The sequence below is a fragment of the Actinosynnema sp. NPDC049800 genome (assembly GCF_040656635.1).
Taxonomy (GTDB): domain Bacteria; phylum Actinomycetota; class Actinomycetes; order Mycobacteriales; family Pseudonocardiaceae; genus Actinosynnema.
Window position 1 is genome coordinate 1 of record NZ_JBFAMT010000087.1, and the last position, 23,022, is coordinate 23,022.

Here is a 23,022-nt window from a genome sequence, read left to right on the forward strand (position 1 = left end):
TCCTGGATGTGCCCGTACTGCCGCGCGATCCCCCGCATCGCCAACAACGACTCCGCGCGCTCGGTGATCGTCTCACCGATCCCGATCAGAATCCCGGTCGTGAACGGGACGTTCACCCGGCCCGCGTCCGTGAGCACCCGCAACCGGACCGCGGGCTCCTTGTCGGGGCTGCCGTAGTGCGGGCCGCCCTTCTCCGACCACAACCGCTCCGCCGTGGTCTCCAGCATCATGCCCATGCTCGCCGCCACCGGACGCAGCCGTTGGAGTTCCTCCCAGCTCAGCACGCCCGGGTTCAGGTGCGGCAGCAGCCCGGTCTCCTCCAGCACCGCGATCGCACACGCCCGCACGTAGTCGAGGGTGGAGGAGTAGCCGCGGGCCTCCAGCCACTCCTTGGCCTGCGGCCACCGCTCCTCCGGCCGGTCGCCCAACGTGAACAGAGCCTCCTTGCAGCCCTGCGCCGCCGCCGCACGCGCGATCTCCAACACCTCGTCGCGCTCCAGGAACGCCGCCGGCAGCTTGTGCGGCACCGTGGCGAACGTGCAGTAATGACACCGGTCCCGACACAACCGCGTCAACGGGATGAACGCGTTGCGGCTGTAGGTCACCACCCCCGCCCGACCCTCCGCCACCAGATGCGCGTCCCGCACCCGACCCGCGGCCCGCAGCAACGCCTCCAGGTCCTCACCACGCGCGTGCAACAGCACCGCGGCCTCGGTCACGTCCAACACCGCACCATCGGCGGCACGGCGCAACGCACGTCGCATCGACGACCCACTCGGCGTCGGATCCGGCGGGGCGATCGAGATGTCCACGGCCACGACAACGACACTAGGCGGCGAAGATTCCCGATCACGCTCAGTGTGATCTCCAACACGAAGCGCAGTCGGGGCTTGGTCGCCCGTCAGCCCGACCGGGTCACCGGACCGGCGCCCTCCCGGCGACGAGGAGTTCGGTGTTGCGGTCGGTCGGCGTGCCGACGGCGTTCGCGTTGGCGTGCGGGTCGTTGAACGCGAACTCCCGGGCCAGTGAGGCGAGGCCGCGCGGCGAGAAGTCGCCGTAGTCTGCCTGGTAGGGCGCGTCACCCTCGACCAGGGTCGTGAACAGGGACAACGTCCCGTCGCCGTTGTCGGCGAGCTCGATGATCCGGGCGTGCTGCGGGTGGTCGACGTGCGCGGCGGTGTTGATCTCCCAGAACGCCCGCTCGCCCGTGCCGTGCGGGACGATCCGGTTCTCGTGGGTGTGGCCGTTGACCCAGGCGACGACGTTCGGGAACCGGCCGAGGAGGTCGACGAGAGCCTTGCCGTCGAGCCTCGGGTCGAGCGGGCGGCGGCGGTCGGGCAGGACGTTGCCCATGGTCCAGCTGGTGTGGTGGCTGAACAGGATGAACAGCTCGTCGGTGACGTCCTGGCGGTGCGGGAAGCCGAGTACGTCGTAGTAGCGGGAGCTGCCGCGCTTGAGGGTCCGCTCCAGCCAGAGGTACTGGTGCAGGCCGATCGAGCCGTCGGCGAAGCCGCCGGTGGTCGTGGTGTCGAGGCTGACGCCGGTGACGCCGGGCGCGATCGGGAACGTGTAGAAGACGTCCACGCCGTCGGCGTTGTCGTCGGTGAAGCCGTGGCCGTGCGGGCCGGGGCCGGTGTGGCGCGGGTCGAGGTGCGCCCGGACGAACTCGGCGGTGGTGAACGGCCGGCGGCGGGCGTCGGGCGTGACGGTGCGGACCAGGCCGCCCTCGGCGACGACGGCTGCCGCGTCCAGCACGTGCGCGGGGTCGGTCATGGCCTTGGCGAGCCGCTGCACCTGGCCGTCCGTGAAGCCCATGATCTTGCGGTTCGAGGTGTAGAGGCCGTCGACGATCGGGAGGCCGTCGGGCAGCGTGCCGACCACGCTGTCGTCGTGGTTGCCGAACGTGCAGTACCACGGGATGCGCAGGCCGGGGCTGTCGAACGGGCGGATGGCGGCGTCGAGCAGGCCGGGCAGGTGGGGGAAGCCCTTGGCCTTGTAGTCGTCGACGAGGGTGGAGTGCGGGTTCCAGTAGGACTTCACGCCGGAGTCCTGCACGCCTTCGTAGCGGGCGGGGTCGCCGGTGTTGGCGGTGATCCGGCCGCCGTTGAGGACGGTGAGGAACCAGTCGAGCTCGATCAGCTCGTGGTTGTCGGTGTTGTCGCCCGTGGTCATCATGAAGTCGATCGGGCGGTTGGTGAACGGCCCGGCGCCGATCGAGTTGATCCGCTGGACCAGCGCCGTCGACGTGTGCTGGGCCAGCGTCTCGTGGGCCCGGAAGGCGCCCGCGCCCAGCAACGGGTGGGTGTACTCGAAGCGGGCCGGGCTCTGGGCGTCGACCATGTGCATGTCGGTGAACTGGACGAAGCAGGCCAGCGACGTGCGCCGGTCCGCCCGCCCCGCGCCCGGCGTGGCCAGGTCCGACCGCACCACCACCGGCCACCCCGGTCCCGCCTGCAACCTCCGGTACCCCGTGCCGCCGACCGCCGTGGCCGCCGCGTCCAGGGTCGTGCCGGTGGTGGCCGCCCAAGCGGGCCCACCCCACAACAACACCGCGCCCGCCGCACCCGTCGCCTGGAAGAAACGCCGCCGGCTGATCCCCATCGAACACTCCCGCGTCTCGGTTAGATGAAAAGTTCTCACGAACCGGGGAGCGCGTCACGAACTCGGGGTGAAGTGCGGCCGAACGAGGGAAGTCGATCGTCGGGTGGATCGGTTCCGTTGCGCGGCAAGGGATCAGGCCCGCGACGGCCACCCGCCGAGCTGCGGGAACTGCCGCAGGTACCGCTCGCAAGCGTCACCGAAGTCGAAGGCGGGGTCGGTCAACCGCGTCACTTCGACCACCCGGGCCGGATCGGTCTCCGGCGGAACGAGCATCCCGATCTCCTCGTCCCGGAACTCACCGCCCGCGCACTCGGCGACCGCCAGCGCGAGCGCCGTCGCCAGCACGACACCCCCGCACGTCCGCGAGGGCGAGAACAGGACGTAGGTCGGCTCGCCCGGTTCCACGTCGTCCATCACCGACATCCACGCCCAGGCGATCTCGCCGCCGAGCACCTCGAACTCGAACGCGCCGTCCGACCGCCCGGGTGAGTGCGGGCCGACCACCTGCGCCACCAAGTCCGGTCGGCTCAACCGGCGACCTTCCCCGACCCGGCGCCCCTGCTGGTACCGACGCCCGCCGAACACCACGACCTCCGGCCGGCTCGGCAGGGCGAGCAACCCGGCCAGGAGCCGCTCGGCCGCCGCCACGAGGACGTCCAACCGCACCGGCTCGGGCACGGTCGCTTCGAGGTCCACGGACACCGGCCGATGCTAGATGGACCGCCTCCGCCGCGGGATCAAGCCGTACGACTCACTGCCCCGCCTTGGGCCAGTCAAAACTCACCGTGACGGGCGCGTGGTCGGACCAACGCTCGGCATACGTAGCCGCCCGCTCGACCACGGCGGTGCGGGCGGTCGCGGCCAGGGCGGCCGTGGCGACGTGGAGATCGATGCGCCAGCCCGAGTCGTTGTCGAACGCCTTGCCCCGGTAGGACCACCAGGTGTACGGGCCGGCCACGTCCGGGTGCAGGGAGCGGACCACGTCGACGTAGCGCGCCTCGCCGTACACGCGGTCCATCCAGGCGCGCTCCTCGGGCAGGAAGCCGGACGACTTCTGGTTCGTCTTCCACGCCTTCAGGTCCTCGGCCCGGTGCGCGATGTTCCAGTCGCCGCACACCAGCACCTCGCGCCCGTCGGCGGCGGCCTTGTCGCGCAGTTCCACCAGGTACGGCAGGAACGCCGCCATGAACCGGTCCTTCTCGTCCTGCCTCGGCGTGCCGACGTCACCGCTGGGCAGGTACAGCGACGCCACGACCACGTCGGCCAGCTCGACCTCGACGTACCGGCCCGAGTGCTCGAACTCGGGCACCCCGAACCCGATCCGCACGGCCTGCGGCGCCTCGCGCGTCAGCACCGCGACCCCGTTGCGCCCCTTGACCTCGGAGTACGCGTGCGCCACGTGCCAACCCTCCGGCGAGCGCACCTCGTCCGCCAGCTGCCCCGGCTCGGCGCGCACCTCCTGCAGGCACACGACGTCGGCCGCCGTCGCGGCCAGCCACTCGAGGTAGCCCTTCTTCGCGGCGGCACGCAGCCCGTTGACGTTGATCGAGGAGACGGTCAGCACCCGGGCAGCCTAACCGCGATCCGCGACCGCCCAGCCGTGCGGGTACTCGGCGCCGCAGCCCGTGCAGGACGCGGTCAGGCCCCACATCAGCACCAACGGGCTGCTGCCCTCCGGCGACGGCACCCCCGCCATCTCGTGCCCGTCCACCACCGACCGCAGGCCCGGCCACTCCGGCTCGCACGCGCACGTCACCACGCCACGCCGGAACGACCGCCACTTGAAGAACATCCGCCCATCACATCACGTGCAGCCGCTGTCCGAGGTGGGTGTCACGAACTCGGCCTTCACCCACCGCCCGTCCGACAGCAGTCGGAAGCCGTTCTCGATCCTCGCCTCCGCCCGCACCACCGCGTCACGCGGCATGGTCGCCACGATCGGCTGGGTGTCGGCGGGCCCCGACCGCACGTTGAGGATGTCGGCGATCACCGTCACCCTGCACTCGCGCGCGGCGGTCTCGTCCACCCCGAGCTTCTTGCCCTCGTTGGCGACGTACATCAGCCCCGCCGCCGCGAGCACACCCACGACGACCATGCCGCGCACCGGAATCCCGAACATCACGCCTCCCGACACCTCTGCCGAAGTGCAGATATAGCGCGGGCCGATGGGCCGCGGGCCGGTCGGCGGCACATTCCACCCCACCGGGGAACCGGTCGGGTGACGCCGTCACGGAAACGGCACCGGAACCGCGAACCGCACCGCCAAGCGCACCGGGGAACGGCGCCGGAACGGACAAGGGGACCGCCCGGAGGCGGTCCCCTTGTCGCGCGAGCCGAAGGGCGGGCGTCAGCCGGCCATCTTCTTCTGCAGGTTCTCGTCCAGCGTGCCGAGGAAGTCCTCGGTGGTCAGCCACTCCTGGTCCGCGCCGACCAGCACGGCGAGGTCCTTGGTCATCCGGCCGCTCTCGACGGTCTCCACGATGACCTGCTCCAGCGTCTCCGCGAAGCCGGTCACCTCGGGGGTGCCGTCCAGCTTGCCGCGGTGCTTGAGGCCACCGGTCCACGCGAAGATCGACGCGATCGGGTTGGTGGACGTCGGCTTGCCCGCCTGGTGCTGGCGGTAGTGCCGGGTCACCGTGCCGTGCGCGGCCTCGGCCTCGACGGTCTTGCCGTCCGGCGTCATCAGCACCGACGTCATCAGGCCCAGCGAGCCGAAGCCCTGCGCGACCGTGTCGGACTGCACGTCGCCGTCGTAGTTCTTGCACGCCCAGACGTAGCCGCCCTCCCACTTCATCGCGGCGGCCACCATGTCGTCGATCAGCCGGTGCTCGTAGGTCAGGCCCGCGGCGTCGAACTGCGCCTTGAACTCGTCCTCGAACACCTGCTGGAAGATGTCCTTGAAGGCGCCGTCGTACGCCTTGAGGATGGTGTTCTTGGTCGACATGTACACCGGGTAGTTGCGCTGCAACCCGTACGAGAACGAGGCGCGCGCGAAGTCCTCGATGGACTTGTTGAAGTTGTACATGCCCATGGCCACGCCGCCGTCGGGGCCGTAGTTGGCCACCACGTGCTTGATCGGCTCGGAGCCGTCCTCGGGCGTGAACGTGATGGTCAGCTCGCCCGCGCCGGGGACCTTGAAGTTGGTCGCCTTGTACTGGTCGCCGTGCGCGTGACGGCCGATGATGATCGGCTTCGTCCAGCCCGGCACCAGCCGCGGGATGTTCGAGATGATGATCGGCTCGCGGAACACCACGCCGCCGAGGATGTTGCGGATCGTGCCGTTCGGCGAGACCCACATCTTCTTCAGGCCGAACTCCTCCACCCGCGCCTCGTCGGGCGTGATGGTGGCGCACTTCACGCCGACGCCGTGCTTCTTGATGGCGTGCGCGGAGTCGATGGTGACCTGGTCGTCGGTGGCGTCCCGGTGCTCGATGCCCAGGTCGTAGTACTCGAGGTTGACGTCCAGGTACGGGTGGATCAGCTTGTCCTTGATGAACTGCCAGATGATCCGCGTCATCTCGTCGCCGTCGAGTTCGACGACGGTCCCCTGAACCTTGATCTTGCCCATACTCAGGGCGCTCCTCTCGCGACAATGCAAGCAAGACAAGCGTACTGCTATGTCGGGTTGCTTGCGTCCACCCGGGCGGAAAAAGGGAACGGCGTCACATCTGCGCCGAGCCGCGACCGCCGGTGGCACGTGTGGTCTCCGGCCAATACAACCAGCCGCGCCGCCGGGCCGCCGCACGGGGACGACCGGGGGCGACACTCGAACACGCGTTCGCGGAATGCACCCTCCGGACGTCCCCGCCCCGCTAACCTCGGACCCGGACGAGTGATCAAGGGGGCAGCGTTGTCGACGGGTCCGACCCACGCCATGAGCGGTCTGCTGGCCTGGGCGGCGGTGACCGCGATAGCCGAGAACCACCCCATCGGCCAGCTCACGCCGCAGAGCTGGGCGGTCGGCGCGGTGCTCGCCACCGGCGCCGCCCTGCTGCCCGACCTCGACCACCCGTCCTCGACGATCTCCCGCACGTTCGGGCCGGTCAGCGCGGGCGCGTCGGCCCTGATCAACACGATCAGCTCGTTCGTCTACCGCACCACCCGCACCCGCAAGGACTCCAACCGCGACGGCGGGCACCGCGGCCTCACGCACACGCTGGCCTTCGCCCTGGTCGCCGCCGTCGGCACGACCGCCGTGGTGCAGCAGTCCCAGAAGTGGGCGCTGCCCGCGCTGATGTTCGTGTTCGCGGGCCTCGCCGTGCGCGGGATCATGAACGACTGGTGCCCGCAGAAGGACGCCCTGCTCATCACGGGCGTCTCGGCCGCCATCACGGTCGCCTGCGTGGCCTGGACGGCGCAGACGCCCGCCAGCGCGGCGGCGTGCGGGGTCGCGGTGGGCGTCGGGTGCTTCGCCCACTACCTCGGCGACGCGATCACCGAGCAGGGCTGCCCGATCCTGTGGCCGATCCCGCTGATGGGCAAGACCTGGTTCCCGGTCGCGCCGCCGAAGATCATGCGGATGAAGACCGGCGGCCGGGTCGAGATGGCCATCGTCGGTCCGCTGGTCACGATCCTGAGCGTCTGGCTCTCCGCCGCCGCGTTGCAGCAGGCGGGCGCGCTCCCGTTCCTCGAAAGTTTCGACCTGCTGCCCATCTGATTTTCAGATACCGGCCATTCGGCGGCTACCACTTCATCACCCGAACGGACTAGCCTCCTCCGAAATCCTGTCCCGCGCCGATCGCGTCGAGGAGGACTTCGTGCCCCACCCCACGCACGACAACGTTGTCGAGGCCGCCGGATGACCACCTGGCTGGGCCTCAACGCCGGTCACGACGACCGGACGACCGCGGACGCCGTCGCGGTTTCGCTCTACGAAACGCTACTGTTCCACGCCCAGCTCGTGTGCGTCCACGAGGTGGAGGGGCGGCACGCGATGTCGTTCCGGCTCACCGAGGAGCCCTCGGAGAACACCGTGTCGACGCTGATCGAACGCGGCTACGGCGTGGCGGTGCACAACGGCTCCCTGCAACGGCTCGCCGGGCCCGAGGAGCTGACCCGCGGCGCGCTGCGGGCGGCGTTGGCGCACCGCGACCGCAAGGAGGGCCGGGCGCTGCGGTTCCCCGGCCAGCGCACGCTGCGGGGTCGTTACGGCGTGTCGGACATCCTCGCGTTCAGCGCGATCGAGGAAGTCCTGCCGCACGGCACGAAGAGCGTGGACGCGCGCGGCGACCTGCAGCCGACGTTCGTCAACGGCCGGCTGGTGCTGGACTGCGGCTGAGACCTCGGCGGTCAGCCGGGGTGCGCGCCGACGGTGTCCTTGATCTCGGCGCCGAGGCGGTCCGCGCTGCGCGCGCAGTGGGCGCAGCAGAAGAACCGGCCCTGCACCTCGACGCCGTGGCCCAGGATGCGGCAGTCGCAGTGCTCGCAGCGCGGCGCCAGGCGTTGGATCGCGCACTCGAAGCTGTCGAACGTGTGCACGCCACCGCCGACCGTGCGGACCTCGAAGGCCATCCAGTAGTCGTTGCCGCAGACGTCGCAAGTCGCCATGGCCGAAGCGTGCGCCGGTCGGCGGGCACCGGCAACTCGAACCCGCTCGACGAACCCGGACCCCGTGCGCGCGCACGAGGTCGGACCGAGCGGACCAGGCCGGACTCGAACCGGCGTCCTCCCTCCCAGGGGGAGGGCGCGTCAACCACTGCGCTACATGGTCCCGAGCCGGGCCGGATTCGAACCGGCGTCCTCCCTCCCTTGGGGAGGGCGCGACAACCACTGCGCTACCGGGCTCCTGCCCAACACTAACCATGACCGAGGTCGCGGAGACAGGGCCGCTAAGGTCTGCCCTCGTGCGCGGAGTCGACTACTACGAACTCCTCGGGGTCGGCCGCTACGCGTCCGAGGCGGAGATCAAGTCCGCTTACCGCTCCCTGGCCAAGGTCATGCACCCGGACGCGGGCGGGTCCTCCGGCACCTTCCGGATGCTGCAAGAGGCATATGACACCCTGCGGGACCCGGCTCGCCGACGTGACTACGACCGCGGTTGGTCGTTCACCCGTCCGGGCGCACGCCCGACGTCGCCGACCCGCCCGCCGCGCTCCGGCCGGACCGGTCGGTTGCGCAACTTCGGCGAAGATCCCGACTTCGTACCTCCGAAGCCCGTGGTGGACCTCGGCGGCCTCGCGTGGTGGCACCTGGTCGACGTCGGTCAGCGGGTCCGGTACGCGCCCGCCTCCGGTCCGGGCCACGCGCCCGCGCTGGCCGCCATGTGCGGGTGGTTCTTCCTGCTGCTGCCCGTGGTCGTCATCGACTTCTCGCCGTTGGCGCTCGGCGTCTGGCTGCTGGTGGTGGCCGCCGCGGCGACGGCGGCGTTCCGGCTCGTGCGGCGGTACCTGGCGGCGGTCCGGGCCGACCGGTCGTTCACGGCGGACCACGACACCGGCGTCGTGCACGGGACCACGGACGACCGGGTCTGCGAGCGGCTCACCGCCGACCTGCTCAGCCAGTACCTGACCCGGCTGCCCGGCGCGCGGATCTTCCACGGGCTCGCCTGGCCGGGCTCGGTGTTCGCCGACGTCGACCACGCCGTGCTGTGCGGGCGGAAGCTGGTGCTGATCGAGTCGAAGTCGTGGCTGCCCGGGCACTACGAGGCCGAGGACGACGGCACGGTGTGGCGCAACGGCCACCCGTTCCGGGGCGGCGGCATGCGGATGCCGCGCAGCCTCGCGGTGTACCGGAAGCTGCTGCCGTGGCTGGAGATCCGGACCGCGCTGCTGGTCTACCCGAGCCGCGACGGTGTGGTGACCACCGAGGAACCGGCGGACGCCATCGTGCCGCCGATGACGCCCGCCCAGTTCGTCGAGGAGATCGGCGACTGGCTGGCCGAGGACCCGGCCACGGTGGACCGGGAGGCGTTGCGCCTGCTGATCGGGCAGGTCGTGCCGATCGCGCGGACCGCGGGCTGACTAGCCGAAGACGCCCATCTCCCAGAGCGAGTAGCCGTACGGGGTCGCGCGCTGGAAGGCGTACAGCTTCACGTAACGCGCGCTCGTGTCCAGCGTGATCTCGTCCGTGCCGCCGTCGGCCGCGTAGTTCTCGTGCACGGTGGTCCACGTCGTGCCGTCGGACGAGACCTGCACCTGGTACTGCCGGGCGTGCGCGGCCTCCCAGTCGAGCCGGACGCGGCGGACCGGTCGCGCCGAGCCGAGGTCGACCCACAGCGAGTGCTGGTCGGTGAACGCGCTGCTCCACCGGGTGGCCGGGTTGCCGTCGAACGCGTGGGCCGACGGGTGGGCGGCGCTCTCGGTGGTGGTGGACCAGGACGGGCGGCCGAGGGCCAGGTTGGCGGACCCGGTCAGCCCGCCCTGGTTGACCGCGCGCGGCGAGGCGTAGGTGGCGCGGACGGCGCTGTCGGGGTTGAGCTGCTTGTCGTCGAAGAACTCCGGCCACGCCATGAAGTACGACCACTCGGGCTGGGACGCCAGTTCCGCGGGTGACGGGACCTTGCCGACCTCGGCCAGCGCCAGCGGTTTGCCCTGCGCCAGCGACTTGAGCACGTCGCGGTAGGTGCTCGCGGGCCAGAAGCTGTTCCACGCGTCGAGCGACAGGACGTCCGCGTACGCCGGGCCCGGGTAGTAGTCGGCGATGCCGGCCGGGTCGAGGTCCTTGACGTTCCACACCCACGCCATGCCGGCCAGGCCGCGGGTCCTCACCAGGTGGTCGTGGGTGAGCTGGTAGAGGCGGCGGCTGCCGTTCGCGCCGGGCCGGCCGCCCCACCAGGACCAGCCGTCGTTCATCTCGTGCAGCGGCCGGAACAGCGGCTGCACGCCCGCGTCCAGCAGCAGGCGCAGGAACGGCACGACCTCGTCGAGGCGCGCCTTCCAGGCGTTGTTGAGCGCGGTGCCGTCGGTGATCAGCTGCGCCCACTGGGCGTCGGTGAGGTCGTCGTTCACGCCCCCGTCCCAGCCGCACGCGGTCGGCCGGGTCGGCGGGCAGGCGTGCCACGTCAACGTGACCAGCGAGCCGTTGCGCCACTCGGTGAGCGCCTGGTCGACCATCGTCCGGCGGTGGTCGACGTCGGCTTGGGCGAAGAGGAAGTCGCCGCCCCACAGGCCGGGGTACACGCCGGTGATCGCGTGGACCTTCGCGGTGTGGCGGGCGGGGTCGGAGTTGGGCTCCTTGTTGTGCATCCCGGTCACCGTGCGGGTGCCGGTGATGCGCTTCAGGTAGTCGACGACCGGGATCGGCGGCGGTGCCGCCGCGGCGGAGGCGGCGGGTGGGGCGAGGGTGACCAGAAGTAGGGCTACCAGCGTCATCGCTGTTCGCACTGCGTCCTGCCTCTCGAAAGGTGGCGGCCTTCGGAGCGTGGCGGCGGATCGTTGGACGGTAGCGATTAACCGGTTAAGTAGTCAACCGGATGGCGCAGGTCGGCAGCGGGCGCGGGCTGCGTTCCGAGGCACGAGGACGTCGTGCGGAGCCCGCCACCGGTCGGCCAGCTGACCGGCGAGTTCGACAGGGCGGGGTGATCGGCGAGGTTCGGCGGGTGGAGTCGTGGGATCCGGTGGGAGGATGGCCCGCATGCCGAAGAAGCTGCGCCTGACCGGTGACCCGGCCGCCGACAAGCTGCTGAGCGACGACCCGTTCGCGTTGCTGGTGGGGCTGCTGCTGGACCAGCAGTTCCCGATGGAGCACGCCTTCGCCGGACCGCGGAAGATCGCGGACCGGATGGACGGGTTCAGCATCACCAAGATCGCGGAGACCGACGTGGAGGCGTTCGTCGAGCTGTGCGTGCCGCCGCCGGCCATCCACCGGTACGGCGCGTCGATGGCACGTCGGGTCCACGCGCTGGCGTTGCACGTGATCGAGCACTACAAGGGCAAGGCGGCGAACATCTGGAAGGCCGGCCAACCGGACGGCAAGGAGGTGCTGCGCCGGGTGAAGGAGCTGCCGGGGTTCGGCGACCAGAAGGCCCGGATCTTCGTCGCGCTGCTCGGCAAGCAGCGCGGGGTGACGCCGGACGGGTGGCGGGAGGCCGCCGGCGCGTACGGGGAGGAAGGTTCGCGGCGGTCCATCGCCGACGTGACCAGCGCCGAGACGTTGGCCGAGGTGCGGGCGTTCAAGAAGGCGGCGAAGGCAGGCGGTCAGGTGGAGGGCCCGGCGGGAGCGGAGGCGGCGGTGAAGGGGAAGACCGCCGTGGCGAAGGGGAAAACGGCGGGCAAGGCGGCGGCGAAGGGCTAGAGTCCCGGCGTGGAGTTGCCCGGTCTGACCGATCTCACGCCGCTGGGCCAGGGTGGTTTCGCCACCGTCTACCGGGCCCGCCAGGTGCAGTTGAACCGCGACGTCGCGGTGAAGGTCGACAACCGGGTCCTGCAGAGCGAGCGGGACCGGCGGCGGTTCCTGCGCGAGGCGCACGCCGCCGCGCGGCTGTCCGGGCACCCGCACGTGGTGTCGGTGCACGACGCGAACTTCACCCCGCAGGGCACGCCCTACCTGGTCATGGAGCTGTGCACGGGCGGGTCGCTGGCCGACGTGGTGCAGCGCGACGGGCCGCTGCCCGCGGCGAGGGTGCTCGAGTTGGGCGTGCGGTTGGCGGACGCGCTGGCCGCCGCGCACGCGGAAGGCGTGCTGCACCGGGACATCAAGCCGGGCAACATCCTGCTGGACCGCTACGGCACGGTGAAGCTGGCCGACTTCGGGCTGGCGGCGTTGCTGGACGCCGAGGGTTCGAGCACGGTCACGCGGGACGCGTTGAGCCCCAGCTACGCGCCGCCGGAGGCGTTCGCGATGGCGCCGCCGACGCCGGCGGCGGACGTGTACTCCCTGGCGGCCACGTTGTACGACCTGCTGGCGGGCAAGCCGCCGCGGCCGGTGCCGTGGCCCGTGGAGTCGTTCGACCAGTTGGGGCAGGTGCTGCGGGCGCCGGTGCCGTGGGTGCCCGGCGTGCCGCAGGGGATGCACGAGGCGTTGGTGCGGGCGTTGGAGCCCGAGGTCGGTCGCCGGACGCCCACGGCGGACCGGTTGCGCGACGAGTTGAGCCGGGTGGTGGAGGCGTCGGGCCCGTCGCCGGTCTCCCGGCCGGCGGAGCCACCGGCCTGGGGGTCGCCCGCGGTGGCCCAGTCACCCGCCTGGGGATCCTCGCCGGCAGCCCAGACACCGGCCTGGGGGTCCTCGCCGGCGGCCGGGTCACCGGCTTGGGGGTCGCCGCCGGCGACCGGGTTGCCGCCCCGCGACTCGCGGCCGTTGGCGGGGTCGACGCCTCGGGTGTCGCCGCCGTCGGCGGGAGCCGGTTACGTTCGGCCGCCGGCCAAGAAGCCCTGGCCGTTGGTGATCAGCGCCGCGGTGCTCGCGACGCTGGTGGCCCTGGGCACGTGGTGGTGGGCGTCCAAGTCCACCGCCACGACCACCACGACGACGACCGGAGCCGGGTCCACCGGCGAAAGCTCCGGCAAGCCCCTCCCGCCGCCCGCCTTGAAGGAGTGCGCGACCGGGTACTGCGTCGCCGAACCGACCTGCTACCGCGGCATCGTGTCCGTCGGCGGCCAGGCGGCCAGTGCGCGCAAGGTCGGGAACTGCTCGGAGGAGCACTTCTGGGAGGCGTTCGCGGGCGGGTGGCTGTCCGGGCCGGTGCCGGACGTCGACAACGACGAGCTGGTCAAGGCGCCCGAGGTGGCGAGCGCCTGCACGGCCGAGGTGATGGCGGCCAACACCCGGCCGAGGGTCGACACCTCGGGCTGGAGGTTCACGGCGGTGGGCTTCACCGACGGCGACCAGGCCTACTTCCACTGCTTGGCGGCGCCCTCCGCGGGCGGCGAGACGACGACCAGCGCGTTCGGCGGGTCCTGACGCGGTTCGGGCTTGAGCGCGAAGATCAGCATCACCAGGGCCGTCAGGGCGGGCAGCGCGGCGATCGGGGCCAGCGGGCCGAGCCCGACCCAGCTGATCACCACGCCGCCGAGCACGCCGGACAGGCCCACGCCGAGGTAGATCGCGGAGGCGTTGAGCGACAGCAGCAGGCCGCTGTTGGCGGGCGCCAGCTCGATCAGCCAGCTCTGGATGGGCGGGTTCGCCGACCACGTGAGCGCGCCCCAGGCGAAGAGCGCGACGCCGGCCGACACCGGGGTCGTCGCGGTGAGGGGCAACGTCGCCAGCACGACGGTGAAGCAGCTGAACAGGACGACGAGCAGCTTGCGGGTGTCGAAGCGGTCCGAGAGGCGGCCCGCGCCCCAGTTGCCGAGCACGGAGCCCAGGCCGTAGGCGATGAGCAGGACGCCGATCGTGGCGCCTTCCACGTCCGCGGTCTCGGCCAGCAGGGGCGCGATGTAGTTGAAGACGCTGAACACGGCCAGGCACGCGAGCACGGTCAGGGCGAGGACCATCAGCACGCGGCGGTCGGCGGCGGGTGCGATGCGCTGGCGCAGGCCGACGGCCGGCGGGGCGTCGACGCGGGGCAGCCAGAGGCGCACGGCGATCGCGGCGAGCACCGAGACGGCCGCGATCAGCGCGAACACGCCCTGGTAGCCGAGGGGCCCGCCGAGCACGTTGCCCGCGGGCACGCCGAGGACGAGCGAGAACGACAAGCCGCCGAAGACGAGGGCGACGGCTCGGCCGCGGTGTTCCGGCGGCGTCAGGACGGTGGCGACGAGGGTCGCGGCGGGGGTGTAGATCGCCGCGCCGAGCGCGCTGATCACGCGGGCGACCATGAGCAGCGGGTAGTTCGGGGCGAGCGCGGCCAGGAGGTTGCCGAACGCGGCCACGCCGAGGGCGACGACGAGGAGCGTGCGGCGCTCCCACCGGCCGGTGAGGACAGCGAGGAGGGGTGACGAGACCGCGTAGGCGATCGCGAACGCCGTGAGCAGCTGTCCCGCGGTGGCGTGCGAGACGTCCAGTTCCTCGCTCACGGCCGGCAGCACGCCGGAGACGATGTACCCGCTCGTGCCGATGGCGAACGCCCCGGCGGCGAGGAGGTAGGTGCGTGCCGACATGTGTGATCCCCCAGTCGAGTGTGTTTCGACGGGGATCGTACTACGACGTTCATCGAAGTTTGATGGGGCTCGTACTATGGGCGTTATGACTGTTGTGCTCCCCCACCCGGAGCGGGACGAGATCCGGATAGCGTCGGTGCTGCACGCGCTGGCCGATCCGGTGCGGCTCCGCATCGTGCGCGCGTTGGCGACGCACGAGGAGGGCCTGTCGTGCGGGGTGCTGCCGCTGGGGGTGACGGCGTCGACGCTCACCCATCACGTGCGGACGTTGCGGGAGGCGGGTGTCGTGCGCGTTCGACCGCAGGGGACGTCGCGGATCAGTTCGTTGCGCCGGGAGGATTTGGATGCGCTGTTCCCGGGGCTGCTCGACGGTGTGCTGGCGGCACGGCGGTGAGTGACGCGAACGACTGGGAGTGGGTGCGGGTGCTCGCCCAGGGGCGGGTGTACGACGAGGAGCGGCCCGCCGTGAACCGGCTGGCGTGGGCGGCGGTGGCGTTGGCGGCCTCGCGCGGTGGCGAGCGGAGCGGGGTGCGGCGGGACCGGGCGGTGGCCGACCGGTTCGCGTTGCGGGCCCGGGTGGTGCGGTCGCTGGGTGTCCGGGCGGCGGATCCGGACGCGTTGGCGGTGGACGTGCTGGCCGAGGACGGGTTGTCGGGGAGGTACGCGAAGGCCGTGGCACGGGCGGTCGAGCCGGTGGTCTCGCAGGTGCGGGACGAGGGGTTGAGGGAGCGGGTGCGGGAGTGGGTGTCGGCGCGGTCGTAGTCCGGTAATTCGGTTGCGGTGGTTCCTAGGGTGAACAACCGTGCGCGCTTACGCTTTCCTAGCGCTGGCCGGATTCCGCAGGTATTCCACCTATCGACAGGCGATGGTCGCCGGAATGGCGACGAACGTCGCCTTCGGCCTGCTCAGGCTGGCCGTGCTGGTCGCGGCGGTCACGCAGGGCGCCATCGCGGGCTATGACGTCGCCGCCACGGCGACTTACGTGTGGCTGGGTCAAGGATTGATGGCCGTGGTCGTCCTCTGGGGCGACAAGCACCTCTCCGATCGGGTGCGCAGCGGTGACGTGGTGGTCGACCTGTACCGGCCGTGGCACTTGCAACTGGCGCTGTTCGCCGAGGACGTGGGCCGCGCGTGCTACGCCGTGGCCGTCCGGTTCGCTCCGCCGGTGGCGTTCGGGGCGTTGCTGTTCCCCTTCCGCTGGCCGTCGATCGGCACGTTGCCGGCTTTCGCGGTCAGCGTGGCATTGGCCGTGGCGGTCAGCTTCGGCCTGCGGTTCCTGCTCAACGCGACCACGTTCTGGCTGCTGGACAACCGCGGCGTCCAAGCGCTCTACACGGCGCTCACCTGGCTGCTGTGCGGGTTGGCCGTGCCGCTCGCGTTCTTCCCCGAGTGGGCGCTGCCGATCGTGTGGTCGACGCCGTTCGCGGCCATGTTGCAGGCGCCGATCGACGTCTTCCTCGAACGCGGGTCGCCGTGGCCTCTCCTCGCGGGGCAGGCGTTCTGGGCCGTCGCGGTGCTCGCCGCGGGGCACCTGGTGCTGTCACGGGCGGTGCGGAAGGTGGTGGTCCAGGGTGGCTGAGAGCGTGTACGCGAAGCTCGTCGGCGCGCGGTTGCGCGGGCAGATGTCCTATCGCGCGTCGTTCCTCATGCAGTGCCTCGCGCAGGCGGTCAACCAGCTCGCCGAGTTGGCCATCATCCTGGTGCTGTTCAACCGGGTGAGCGCGCTGGGCGGGTTCTCGGTCTCGGAAGTCGTGCTGATGTACGCGATCGCGGGCACGGCGTTCGGGATCGCCGACCTGGTGGCGGGGCAGTTGGACGAACTGCCCACGTACATCCGCACGGGGACGTTCGACGTGCTGCTGCTGCGCCCCTTGAGCACGTTGGCGCAGATGATGGCGTCCGACCTGCACCTGCGGAAGGTCGGGCGCATCGCCGCCGGGGTCGGCGCGCTGGTGTACGCCTTGGGCCACAACGACATCGCGTGGTCGGTGTCTACCGCCGGGCTCGTCGTGCTGGCGCCGATCAGCGGCGCGGTGATCTTCTCCGCGATCTGGGTGGCGGCCAACGCCGTGTGCTTCTGGGTCGTGGACGGCCAGGAGTTGGCCAACACGGTCACGTACGGCAGCAACGCGTTCACCTCCTACCCCGCCACGGTCTTCGGGCCTTGGCTGCGGCGGTTCTTCGCGTTCGTCGTCCCCGGCGCGTTCGTCGCCTACTACCCCGCCCTGGCCCTGCTGGACCGGCCGGACCCGTTGGGCGGGCCCGCCCTGCTGGGGTGGATCTCGCCGTTGGTCGCGGTCGCGGCGGCGGTCCTGGCCGGTCTGGTGTGGCGGACGGCCGTTCGGCACTACCGAGGGACTGGATCATGATCGAAGTGCGCGACCTGCGTCGCGAGTTCACGGTGACCACCAAGGTCGGCCGGTTCCGACGGGAGAAGCGGGTGGTGCGGGCGGTCGACGCCGTCGCGTTCGACGTGGCGGCGGGCGAGGCCGTCGGGTACGTGGGGCCCAACGGCGCGGGCAAGTCGACCACCATCAAGATGCTGACCGGGATCCTGGTGCCCACGTCCGGTCACGTCCGGGTGTGCGGGGTCGAACCCTCGCGGGGCAGGCGGGAGCTGGCGCGGCGGATCGGCGTGGTGTTCGGTCAGCGCAGCCAGCTGTGGTGGGACTTGCCGTTGCGGGACAGCTTCGAGTTGTTGCGGGCGATCTACCGGGTGCCGGCGGGCGACTACCGGAGTCGGTTGCGGGAGTGCGTCGAGCTGTTGGAGCTCGGGCCTTTCCTGGACACGCCGGTCCGCCAGTTGTCGCTCGGCCAGCGGATGCGGGGCGAGGTCACGGCGTCTTTGCTGCACGGGCCGGAACTGCTCGTCCTGGACGAGCCGACGATCGGGCTCGACCTGGAATCCAAGGAACGGCTCCGGGAATTCCTGGCCGATCTCAACGCGAACCGGGGCACCACCCTGCTGCTCACCACGCACGACCTGGACGACATCGAACGGCTGTGCCCCAGGTTGGTCGTCATCGACCGGGGCACGGTGCTCGCGGACGGCGCGCTGGAGGAGCTGCGCGCCGAGGTGGCCCCGGAGCGGGTGCTGGTGATCGACCTGGAGAAGCCCAGCGGTGAGCTGGCCGGGCTGCCCGGCGTGACGTCGAGCCGGGTCGAGCTCAACGGTTTGCGACACCACCTCACGTTCCGCCGGGCGGACACCACGGCGGCGGCGCTGATCTCCGCCGTGGCCACCAGGGCGGAAGTGCACGACCTGGTGGTCGTCGAGCCGGAAATCGACGACGTGGTGCGTCGGCTGTACGCGCGTCGGTAGAGTCGGACGAAACGGTCAACGTAGAACGGGAGCACCTCATGCGCGCAGGTCGTCCGGTAGCCACCCTCTTGCTGGCAATGGGACTCGCCGCCGCGGTCTCGGGCTGCGAGGCCGTGCAGCAGGCCTCGGACACCGCCAACCAGGTCGGCGCGGCCGCGGACAAGGCGCAGCTGTGCATCGACGCGCTCAAGCTGGCCGGCTTCACGCCCGACGCCACCGACCCGCAGAAGGCGCTGGAGGAGACCCAGAAGAAGGCCGAGGAGCTGAACGCGCTCGCCGCCAAGGCAGGCGACGCCACGCTCCAGGACGCCATCACCGGCGTCTCCGACACCATGGGCAAGGTGACGCTGGACGACTTGAACCCGGCGAACATCGCCGGGTGGTCGCAGCAGAAGCTGGACCAGGTGGCGAAGCTGTCCAACGCCTGCGCCTGAGCGGAAACGTCAGGCTGTCGGTACCTTCGGAACAGTCCTACGCTGTGACGCACCGGAGGTGTTGCAGATGCACGCGACAGTAGGCGACCGGTTGCACATCCACAGCCGCGCGGTTGGTCTCGACGAGACGGTCGGCGAGATCCTCGAAGTGCGCGGCCCGGAAGGTGCGCCCCCGTATCGGGTCCGCTTCTCCGACGGCCACGAAGGGCTGGTCTACCCCGGCCCCGACAGCCTGGTGGAGCCCCGGACCCCCGAATCACCCAGGATCAAGGACTCGACCTCGGCGCGGTAGAGCAGCGCCGGGTCGACCCCCATCGGCCCGAACTGGCCGGAGACCTCCAGGCTGAGCACGCCGTGCAGCCTGGTGAACGCACGCAGGCCGGTGAGCAGCACGGCGGGGGGCACGTCACCCTCGCCGCGCGCGCCCGCCCACCCCACGAGCTGGGCGTCCAGTGTGGACGACCCGGCCGTGGCGGAGTCTTCGCGCGGCAGCACGCGGAGCAGCGCGCTCATGGTGCGGTGCGCCAGGAGGATCGTGTCCTGCGGCGCGTGGTAGCCCGGTAGCGGCGTGCCGAACAGCAGCAGGTACCGGTGCGGTTGGCCGACGCCCCACGACCGGAACGCCTCGGCGAACGCGCGCACCCGATCGGGTGGTGATGCGCCGCTCGACGCCGCCACCGACTCCTCCACCGCGTCCGCGAGGTCCTGCCACGCGTCGCGGACGAGGTCGTTGAGCAGGTCGTCGCGCCCCTTGAAGTACCGGTAGAGCGCCGGACCCGTCACGCCCATGCGCTTGGCGATGGCGTTGACCGAGATGCCGGCGATCCCCAGCTCGGCCAGCTGCTCCAAGGCGATGCGCTTGGCCTCGGTCTTCGTTTCCTCGCGGTACCGCTCGCGGCGGGCGTTGACCACTGCTGCCTCCTTGACACAAGCACTCTAACTTGTGTTAGAACTTCTAACAGAAGTTACGGCTTGATACGAGGGGGCGTCATGACGGCGGTCGTGCTGGGTGCGGGGCGGGGCATCGGGTGGGAGGTCGCCCGACAGCTGGTGGTGGACGGCCGGGAGGTGCGGGCTGTCACTCGTTCAGGTGGAGTTCCGAAGGGCGCGCAGGACGTGCGGGCCGACCTGATGGACCGGGCGTCGACGTTCAAGGCGGTGGAGGGCGCCTCGGTCGTCCACCTGGCGGCGAACGTGCTGTACTCGAACTGGGTCGAGATGCTGCCCACGATGGTGGACAACACGATCGCGGCGGCGGAGGCGGTCGGCGCGAAGATCGTCTACACGGACAACCTGTACGCGTTCGGACCGGTGTCGGGACCGATGCGGGAGGACACGCCGGAACGGCCGGCGGGCGTGAAGGAGAAGCTGCGCAGCGAGCTGGGCAAGCGCTTGCGGGCGGCCTCCGTGCCGGTCACGACGTGCCGGTCCTCGGACTACTACGGGCCGGGCGGCACGGGCTCGCTGCCCGGCGAGCTGCTGATCAAGCCGATGGCGGCGGGCCGGGCGGGCCTGTGGTTCTGGCCGCTGGACCTGCCGCACACGTTCGCCTACCTGCGCGACACGGCGCGGGCGCAGATCGTGCTCGGCGACGACGAGCGGGCCGACGGGAAGCTCTGGCTCACGCCGGCGGCGGAGACGTTGACCGTGCGGGAGTTCGCGGCGTTGACCGGGCGGGTGCTCGGCAACGCCCGCAAGCCGATGCGGCTGCCGGCGTTCTCGGTCGCGGTGGGCTCGCTGTTCGACAAGCGGCTGCGCGGCTCCGGCGAGATGGACCACCAGCGCACCGCGCCGTGGGTGGTGGACCACTCCGCGTTCGAGGCCACGTTCGGGCCGCTGCCCGTCACGCCGCACGAGCAGGCGATCGAGGAGACCGCGCGCTGGTACCGGGGTTGAGCGAAACGGCAACCTGGGAACGGTCTCAGCCCAGGATGGTGGTGATCAGGTCGTCGGCCAGGGCGGGCGTGGCGGCGGCGATGCCCGACCAGCGGCGAGACAGGTCGAGGTCGAAGGTCAGCGGCCGGCCGCGCAGGTCGAGCAGCGCTCCCCCGGCGGCGGGCACGGTGACGAGGGCCGCGATCAGGTCCATCAGGCGGTGGGTGTCCGAGCCGGGGTCGGCGAACGCGTCCACCGCGCCCTCGGCCACCAGCACCGCCTCCAGGCACGTGGTGGACAGGATGCGGACGCGGTCGACCTGGTTGGCCACGCGCATCCACGCGTCCTCGGTGCCGCGCTTGGGCCGCATCATGCAGATCGACGCGCCCTTGAGCGCGGTGCGGCCGGTGGTGCGGTAGGGCGTGGGCCTGCCCGCGTGCGCCGACCAGGCGCGGCCGGTGTCGAACCAGACGGTGAGCGCCTCGACCGGCTGGTCGTCGATCACCAGGGCGCCCGCGAAGCACGAGAGCGGCACGCCCATGGCGGCGTTCGCGGAACCGTCCACCGGGTCGATCACCAGGGTGGCCGCGGAGCCGTTGTCGATGAACCCGGCCTCTTCGGAGAGCAGGTTCGCGCCCGCCCCGGCGGCGGCCTCGGCGATCGCGGCTTCCACGATCGCGTCCACCCGCATGGTGGGCGTGCCGTCCGCGCCGTCGGCGATCTCCTCGCGCAGCTGCACGCGGGTGAACTCGCGCCGCGCGCCGTCGTAGGCGGCCGACGCGGCGAGCGCGGTGGCGGCGAGCGCCGGGTGGACGTCGGCGGGCAGGGTCGGGGTCGGCACGGGCCACGGTTCCATGCACCCAACATGCCACGGGCGGGCCACCGGCGGCGGCTCGCCCGTGGGCCAGTGCCGCGACCGGCGGCCTTTGCCCCGTATTCCGCCGGTCGGACGGGCGGATCGCGGTGCCGGCCGCCGGTCGCGGCACTGGGACTCAGATCAGGCCCAGGGCCTTGACCGCGTCGCGCTCCTCGACCAGCTCGGCCACGGAGGCGTCGATGCGGGCGCGGGAGAAGTCGTCGATCTCCAGGCCCTGCACGATCGAGTACCGGCCGTCGGTCACCGTGACGGGGAACGACGAGATCAGGCCCTCCGGCACGCCGTAGGAGCCGTCCGACGGGACCGCCATCGAGACCCAGTCGCCCTCGGCGGTGCCGTTGACCCAGTCGTGGACGTGGTCGATGGCCGCGTTCGCCGCCGACGCCGCCGAGGACGCGCCGCGCGCCTCGATGATCGCCGCGCCGCGCTTGGCGACGGTCGGGATGAACTCGTTCTCCAGCCAGGCCTGGTCGTTCACGGCCTCGGCCGCGTTCTGGCCCTTGACCTCGGCGTGGAACAGGTCCGGGTACTGGGTGGCCGAGTGGTTGCCCCAGATGGTGAGCTTCTTGATGTCGGTGACCGACACCCCGAGCTTCTTCGCCAGCTGCGACAGCGCCCGGTTGTGGTCCAGGCGGGTCATCGCGGTGAACCGCTCGGCGGGCACGTCGGGCGCGTGCTGCTGGGCGATCAGGGCGTTGGTGTTGGCCGGGTTGCCGACGACCAGCACGCGCACGTCGTCCGCCGCGCCCGCGTTGATCGCCTCGCCCTGCGGCTTGAAGATGCCGCCGTTGGCCTCCAGCAGGTCACCGCGCTCCATGCCCTTCGTGCGCGGGCGGGCGCCGACGAGCAGCGCCACGTTGACGCCGTCGAAGGCGGTCTTGGCGTCGTCGGTGATGTCGATGCCGGACAGCAGCGGGAACGCGCAGTCGTCCAGCTCCATCGCGGTGCCCTCGGCGGCCTTGACGGCCTGCGGGATCTCCAGCAGTCGCAGGCGGACGGGGACGTCGGGACCCAGGAGGTGGCCGGAGGCGATGCGGAACAGCAGTGCGTAGCCGATCTGGCCGGCCGCACCGGTGACGGTGACGTTCACGGGCGTGCGGGTCATGTGCCTTCCCGAATGTTGTGGCTTCAGTCCTCGGGCACGACCACTAGGCAGGCTGACGACCTGTCAGCGGCGGTCTCTACTCCGGGACCGCGCACCGGGCGGGTTGCCCGGCAGGTCGGAGGTTACCAACTGGGCGACGATGACAAGGTGTGACAGTGGACATCATCGGCGAGGACTACACCGACGCGGTCTTGTACGGGCAGCAGTGGGCAGGCAGGTCGTTCGTCCGGTGCGACTTCACCGAGGCCGACCTGCGCGGGCTGGCGACGTCGGGCTGCACGTTCACCGACTGCACGTTCGACCGGACCGACCTGGGCGAGTCCACCCACAAGGCCACCGCGTTCCGCTCCTGCCGGTTCACCCGCGCGGTGCTGGGGTCCGCCGAGTTCACGTCGTGCTCGTGGCTCGGATCGGTGTTCGTGGACTGCGCGCTGCGGCCGATCACGTTGACCGAGACCGATCTCACGCTGGCCGGGCTGTCCGGCGCCGTGCTGCGGAAGGCGTCGCTGCGCGGGTTGCGGTTGCGGGAGGCCAACCTCGAGGAGGCGGACCTCCGCGAGGCGGACCTGCGTGACGCCGACCTGACCGGCGCGCGGCTGCGGGGGTGCCGGCTGGAGGGCGCGGACCTGACCGGCGCGCGGCTGGACGCCGACGGGCTCGTCCAGGCCACCCTGCGCGGTGCGCGGGTGGACCTGGACACGGCCGTCGCCTTCGCCGCGGCGCACGGGTTGCGCGTCGGCTAGCGCCTGTTTCACAAGTCTCGTTCGATGAGAGTCGCGCCTGAGGTGGTTCCCGGCGGTGCGGCCGAATGGGCCGCATACCGCTGTTGTATG

Annotated in this window: 27 protein-coding genes and 2 tRNA genes; 14 read left to right on the forward strand and 15 right to left on the reverse strand. The window is 71.3% G+C overall.

Annotation, left to right across the window (positions count from 1 at the left end; translation table 11 throughout):
* From cofG to AB0I91_RS42500, 7 genes are all read right to left on the reverse strand, one after another.
* Nucleotides 1-764, reverse strand: a 764-nt coding sequence (gene cofG, locus AB0I91_RS42470) for a 7,8-didemethyl-8-hydroxy-5-deazariboflavin synthase CofG (RefSeq protein ID WP_499641932.1), incomplete at its 3' end; no start/stop codon positions are given.
* Nucleotides 765-915: 151 nt separating this feature from the next.
* Nucleotides 916-2,601, reverse strand: coding sequence for a TIGR03767 family metallophosphoesterase (locus AB0I91_RS42475; protein ID WP_499641914.1), 1,686 nt, complete (start codon nucleotides 2,599-2,601; stop codon nucleotides 916-918).
* Nucleotides 2,602-2,733: 132 nt separating this feature from the next.
* A complete protein-coding gene (locus AB0I91_RS42480; RefSeq protein ID WP_499641916.1) occupies nucleotides 2,734-3,303 on the reverse strand; it encodes a hypothetical protein in 570 nt (189 codons plus the stop codon).
* Nucleotides 3,304-3,352: 49 nt separating this feature from the next.
* Nucleotides 3,353-4,165, reverse strand: coding sequence for an exodeoxyribonuclease III (locus AB0I91_RS42485; RefSeq protein ID WP_499641919.1), 813 nt, complete (start codon nucleotides 4,163-4,165; stop codon nucleotides 3,353-3,355).
* 9 nt (nucleotides 4,166-4,174) lie between these two features.
* Nucleotides 4,175-4,393 carry a hypothetical protein gene (locus AB0I91_RS42490; RefSeq protein ID WP_230572334.1) on the reverse strand — a complete coding sequence of 73 codons (219 nt, stop codon included), beginning with the start codon at nucleotides 4,391-4,393 and terminating at the stop codon, nucleotides 4,175-4,177.
* Nucleotides 4,394-4,405: 12 nt separating this feature from the next.
* Complete coding sequence (locus AB0I91_RS42495; protein ID WP_498782040.1) at nucleotides 4,406-4,720, reverse strand: SH3 domain-containing protein; 315 nt, start codon at nucleotides 4,718-4,720, stop codon at nucleotides 4,406-4,408.
* A gap of 228 nt (nucleotides 4,721-4,948) precedes the next feature.
* A complete protein-coding gene (locus AB0I91_RS42500) occupies nucleotides 4,949-6,169 on the reverse strand; it encodes an NADP-dependent isocitrate dehydrogenase (RefSeq protein ID WP_230572336.1) in 1,221 nt (406 codons plus the stop codon).
* A gap of 282 nt (nucleotides 6,170-6,451) precedes the next feature.
* Here AB0I91_RS42500 and AB0I91_RS42505 point away from each other — a divergent pair, with 282 nt between their 5' ends.
* Together AB0I91_RS42505 and AB0I91_RS42510 are read left to right on the forward strand one after the other, a co-directional pair.
* Nucleotides 6,452-7,258, forward strand: coding sequence for a metal-dependent hydrolase (locus tag AB0I91_RS42505; RefSeq protein WP_498782098.1), 807 nt, complete (start codon nucleotides 6,452-6,454; stop codon nucleotides 7,256-7,258).
* Nucleotides 7,259-7,399: 141 nt separating this feature from the next.
* Nucleotides 7,400-7,879 (forward strand): hypothetical protein, encoded by a 480-nt coding sequence (locus AB0I91_RS42510; RefSeq protein WP_499618400.1) that lies wholly within the window; start codon nucleotides 7,400-7,402, stop codon nucleotides 7,877-7,879.
* Between the two features lie 11 nt (nucleotides 7,880-7,890).
* Here the strand turns inward: AB0I91_RS42510 and AB0I91_RS42515 are convergent, their stop codons facing one another.
* From AB0I91_RS42515 to AB0I91_RS42525, 3 genes are all read right to left on the reverse strand, one after another.
* A complete protein-coding gene (locus AB0I91_RS42515) occupies nucleotides 7,891-8,148 on the reverse strand; it encodes a metallothionein (RefSeq protein WP_498782044.1) in 258 nt (85 codons plus the stop codon).
* A 90-nt stretch (nucleotides 8,149-8,238) separates the two neighbouring features.
* Nucleotides 8,239-8,312 (reverse strand) — tRNA-Pro (locus AB0I91_RS42520).
* Nucleotides 8,313-8,386, reverse strand: a tRNA-Pro gene (locus AB0I91_RS42525). It lies immediately after the preceding tRNA gene.
* Between the two features lie 58 nt (nucleotides 8,387-8,444).
* Between AB0I91_RS42525 and AB0I91_RS42530 the strand changes: the two genes are divergently transcribed.
* Nucleotides 8,445-9,560: a J domain-containing protein gene (locus tag AB0I91_RS42530; RefSeq protein WP_498782046.1), complete on the forward strand. Its 1,116-nt coding sequence runs from the start codon at nucleotides 8,445-8,447 to the stop codon at nucleotides 9,558-9,560.
* On the opposite strand, the gene AB0I91_RS42535 is transcribed toward AB0I91_RS42530, so the two are convergent.
* Nucleotides 9,561-10,910 (reverse strand): glycosyl hydrolase, encoded by a 1,350-nt coding sequence (locus AB0I91_RS42535; RefSeq protein ID WP_499641921.1) that lies wholly within the window; start codon nucleotides 10,908-10,910, stop codon nucleotides 9,561-9,563. It abuts the gene before it with no gap.
* A 262-nt stretch (nucleotides 10,911-11,172) separates the two neighbouring features.
* On the opposite strand from AB0I91_RS42535, the gene AB0I91_RS42540 reads away from it, so the two are divergent.
* Both AB0I91_RS42540 and AB0I91_RS42545 read left to right on the forward strand, forming a co-directional pair.
* Complete coding sequence (locus AB0I91_RS42540) at nucleotides 11,173-11,832, forward strand: HhH-GPD-type base excision DNA repair protein (protein ID WP_499641923.1); 660 nt, start codon at nucleotides 11,173-11,175, stop codon at nucleotides 11,830-11,832.
* A gap of 9 nt (nucleotides 11,833-11,841) precedes the next feature.
* The gene (locus AB0I91_RS42545) at nucleotides 11,842-13,437 is read left to right on the forward strand and encodes a serine/threonine-protein kinase (protein WP_499641925.1); all 1,596 of its coding nucleotides are present in this window, start codon (nucleotides 11,842-11,844) and stop codon (nucleotides 13,435-13,437) included.
* Here the strand turns inward: AB0I91_RS42545 and AB0I91_RS42550 are convergent.
* Nucleotides 13,368-14,576: an MFS transporter gene (locus tag AB0I91_RS42550; protein ID WP_498782054.1), complete on the reverse strand. Its 1,209-nt coding sequence runs from the start codon at nucleotides 14,574-14,576 to the stop codon at nucleotides 13,368-13,370. The two genes, AB0I91_RS42545 and AB0I91_RS42550, sit on opposite strands and share 70 nt — an antisense overlap.
* 76 nt (nucleotides 14,577-14,652) lie before the next feature.
* On the opposite strand from AB0I91_RS42550, the gene AB0I91_RS42555 reads away from it, so the two are divergent.
* The 7 genes from AB0I91_RS42555 (at nucleotide 14,653) to AB0I91_RS42585 (ending at nucleotide 18,624) form a co-directional block, all read left to right on the forward strand.
* On the forward strand, nucleotides 14,653-14,970 hold the full coding sequence (locus tag AB0I91_RS42555; protein WP_498782056.1) for an ArsR/SmtB family transcription factor: 318 nt from the start codon (nucleotides 14,653-14,655) through the stop codon (nucleotides 14,968-14,970).
* Nucleotides 14,967-15,338 (forward strand): hypothetical protein, encoded by a 372-nt coding sequence (locus AB0I91_RS42560; RefSeq protein WP_498782058.1) that lies wholly within the window; start codon nucleotides 14,967-14,969, stop codon nucleotides 15,336-15,338. The genes AB0I91_RS42555 and AB0I91_RS42560 overlap by 4 nt, the downstream gene beginning before the upstream one ends.
* 115 nt (nucleotides 15,339-15,453) lie before the next feature.
* Entirely contained in the window at nucleotides 15,454-16,155 is a 702-nt protein-coding gene (locus AB0I91_RS42565; protein WP_499641926.1) for an ABC transporter permease, read from the forward strand.
* On the forward strand, nucleotides 16,148-16,945 hold the full coding sequence (locus AB0I91_RS42570; RefSeq protein ID WP_499618391.1) for an ABC transporter permease: 798 nt from the start codon (nucleotides 16,148-16,150) through the stop codon (nucleotides 16,943-16,945). Before AB0I91_RS42565 ends, AB0I91_RS42570 begins: the two co-directional genes overlap by 8 nt.
* On the forward strand, nucleotides 16,942-17,898 hold the full coding sequence (locus tag AB0I91_RS42575; RefSeq protein WP_498782064.1) for an ABC transporter ATP-binding protein: 957 nt from the start codon (nucleotides 16,942-16,944) through the stop codon (nucleotides 17,896-17,898). Before AB0I91_RS42570 ends, AB0I91_RS42575 begins: the two co-directional genes overlap by 4 nt.
* Before the next feature lie 38 nt (nucleotides 17,899-17,936).
* A complete protein-coding gene (locus AB0I91_RS42580) occupies nucleotides 17,937-18,332 on the forward strand; it encodes a bacteriophage spanin2 family protein (RefSeq protein ID WP_498782066.1) in 396 nt (131 codons plus the stop codon).
* Between the two features lie 67 nt (nucleotides 18,333-18,399).
* A complete protein-coding gene (locus AB0I91_RS42585) occupies nucleotides 18,400-18,624 on the forward strand; it encodes a DUF1918 domain-containing protein (protein WP_073885810.1) in 225 nt (74 codons plus the stop codon).
* Here AB0I91_RS42585 and AB0I91_RS42590 read toward each other — a convergent pair.
* Nucleotides 18,546-19,244, reverse strand: coding sequence for a TetR/AcrR family transcriptional regulator (locus tag AB0I91_RS42590; RefSeq protein WP_498782068.1), 699 nt, complete (start codon nucleotides 19,242-19,244; stop codon nucleotides 18,546-18,548). The two genes, AB0I91_RS42585 and AB0I91_RS42590, sit on opposite strands and share 79 nt — an antisense overlap.
* A gap of 78 nt (nucleotides 19,245-19,322) precedes the next feature.
* Here AB0I91_RS42590 and AB0I91_RS42595 point away from each other — a divergent pair, with 78 nt between their 5' ends.
* The gene (locus AB0I91_RS42595) at nucleotides 19,323-20,228 is read left to right on the forward strand and encodes an NAD-dependent epimerase/dehydratase family protein (protein ID WP_499641928.1); all 906 of its coding nucleotides are present in this window, start codon (nucleotides 19,323-19,325) and stop codon (nucleotides 20,226-20,228) included.
* A gap of 25 nt (nucleotides 20,229-20,253) precedes the next feature.
* Here AB0I91_RS42595 and AB0I91_RS42600 read toward each other — a convergent pair whose 3' ends face one another.
* Nucleotides 20,254-21,063 carry an inositol monophosphatase family protein gene (locus tag AB0I91_RS42600; protein ID WP_499641930.1) on the reverse strand — a complete coding sequence of 270 codons (810 nt, stop codon included), beginning with the start codon at nucleotides 21,061-21,063 and terminating at the stop codon, nucleotides 20,254-20,256.
* Between the two features lie 136 nt (nucleotides 21,064-21,199).
* Nucleotides 21,200-22,189, reverse strand: coding sequence for a malate dehydrogenase (locus AB0I91_RS42605; protein ID WP_498782074.1), 990 nt, complete (start codon nucleotides 22,187-22,189; stop codon nucleotides 21,200-21,202).
* A gap of 155 nt (nucleotides 22,190-22,344) precedes the next feature.
* Here AB0I91_RS42605 and AB0I91_RS42610 point away from each other — a divergent pair, with 155 nt between their 5' ends.
* Complete coding sequence (locus AB0I91_RS42610; protein WP_498782076.1) at nucleotides 22,345-22,932, forward strand: pentapeptide repeat-containing protein; 588 nt, start codon at nucleotides 22,345-22,347, stop codon at nucleotides 22,930-22,932.
* The last annotated feature ends 90 nt before the right edge of the window (nucleotides 22,933-23,022 follow it).

Bases quoted from the DNA above. Each gene is read 5' to 3' on its own strand.
- AB0I91_RS42585 (WP_073885810.1), top strand. From the start codon at position 18,400: ATGCACGCGACAGTAGGCGACCGGTTGCACATCCACAGCCGCGCGGTT.
- AB0I91_RS42565 (WP_499641926.1), top strand. From the start codon at position 15,454: ATGGCGACGAACGTCGCCTTCGGCCTGCTCAGGCTGGCCGTGCTGGTC.
- AB0I91_RS42510 (WP_499618400.1), top strand. From the start codon at position 7,400: ATGACCACCTGGCTGGGCCTCAACGCCGGTCACGACGACCGGACGACC.
- AB0I91_RS42490 (WP_230572334.1), bottom strand. From the start codon at position 4,393: ATGTTCTTCAAGTGGCGGTCGTTCCGGCGTGGCGTGGTGACGTGCGCG.
- AB0I91_RS42580 (WP_498782066.1), top strand. From the start codon at position 17,937: ATGCGCGCAGGTCGTCCGGTAGCCACCCTCTTGCTGGCAATGGGACTC.
- AB0I91_RS42555 (WP_498782056.1), top strand. From the start codon at position 14,653: ATGGGCGTTATGACTGTTGTGCTCCCCCACCCGGAGCGGGACGAGATC.
- AB0I91_RS42550 (WP_498782054.1), bottom strand. From the start codon at position 14,576: ATGTCGGCACGCACCTACCTCCTCGCCGCCGGGGCGTTCGCCATCGGC.
- AB0I91_RS42600 (WP_499641930.1), bottom strand. From the start codon at position 21,063: ATGGAACCGTGGCCCGTGCCGACCCCGACCCTGCCCGCCGACGTCCAC.
- AB0I91_RS42540 (WP_499641923.1), top strand. From the start codon at position 11,173: ATGCCGAAGAAGCTGCGCCTGACCGGTGACCCGGCCGCCGACAAGCTG.
- AB0I91_RS42500 (WP_230572336.1), bottom strand. From the start codon at position 6,169: ATGGGCAAGATCAAGGTTCAGGGGACCGTCGTCGAACTCGACGGCGAC.
- AB0I91_RS42495 (WP_498782040.1), bottom strand. From the start codon at position 4,720: ATGTTCGGGATTCCGGTGCGCGGCATGGTCGTCGTGGGTGTGCTCGCG.
- AB0I91_RS42595 (WP_499641928.1), top strand. From the start codon at position 19,323: ATGACGGCGGTCGTGCTGGGTGCGGGGCGGGGCATCGGGTGGGAGGTC.
- AB0I91_RS42605 (WP_498782074.1), bottom strand. From the start codon at position 22,189: ATGACCCGCACGCCCGTGAACGTCACCGTCACCGGTGCGGCCGGCCAG.
- AB0I91_RS42515 (WP_498782044.1), bottom strand. From the start codon at position 8,148: ATGGCGACTTGCGACGTCTGCGGCAACGACTACTGGATGGCCTTCGAG.
- AB0I91_RS42575 (WP_498782064.1), top strand. From the start codon at position 16,942: ATGATCGAAGTGCGCGACCTGCGTCGCGAGTTCACGGTGACCACCAAG.
- AB0I91_RS42475 (WP_499641914.1), bottom strand. From the start codon at position 2,601: ATGGGGATCAGCCGGCGGCGTTTCTTCCAGGCGACGGGTGCGGCGGGC.
- AB0I91_RS42535 (WP_499641921.1), bottom strand. From the start codon at position 10,910: ATGACGCTGGTAGCCCTACTTCTGGTCACCCTCGCCCCACCCGCCGCC.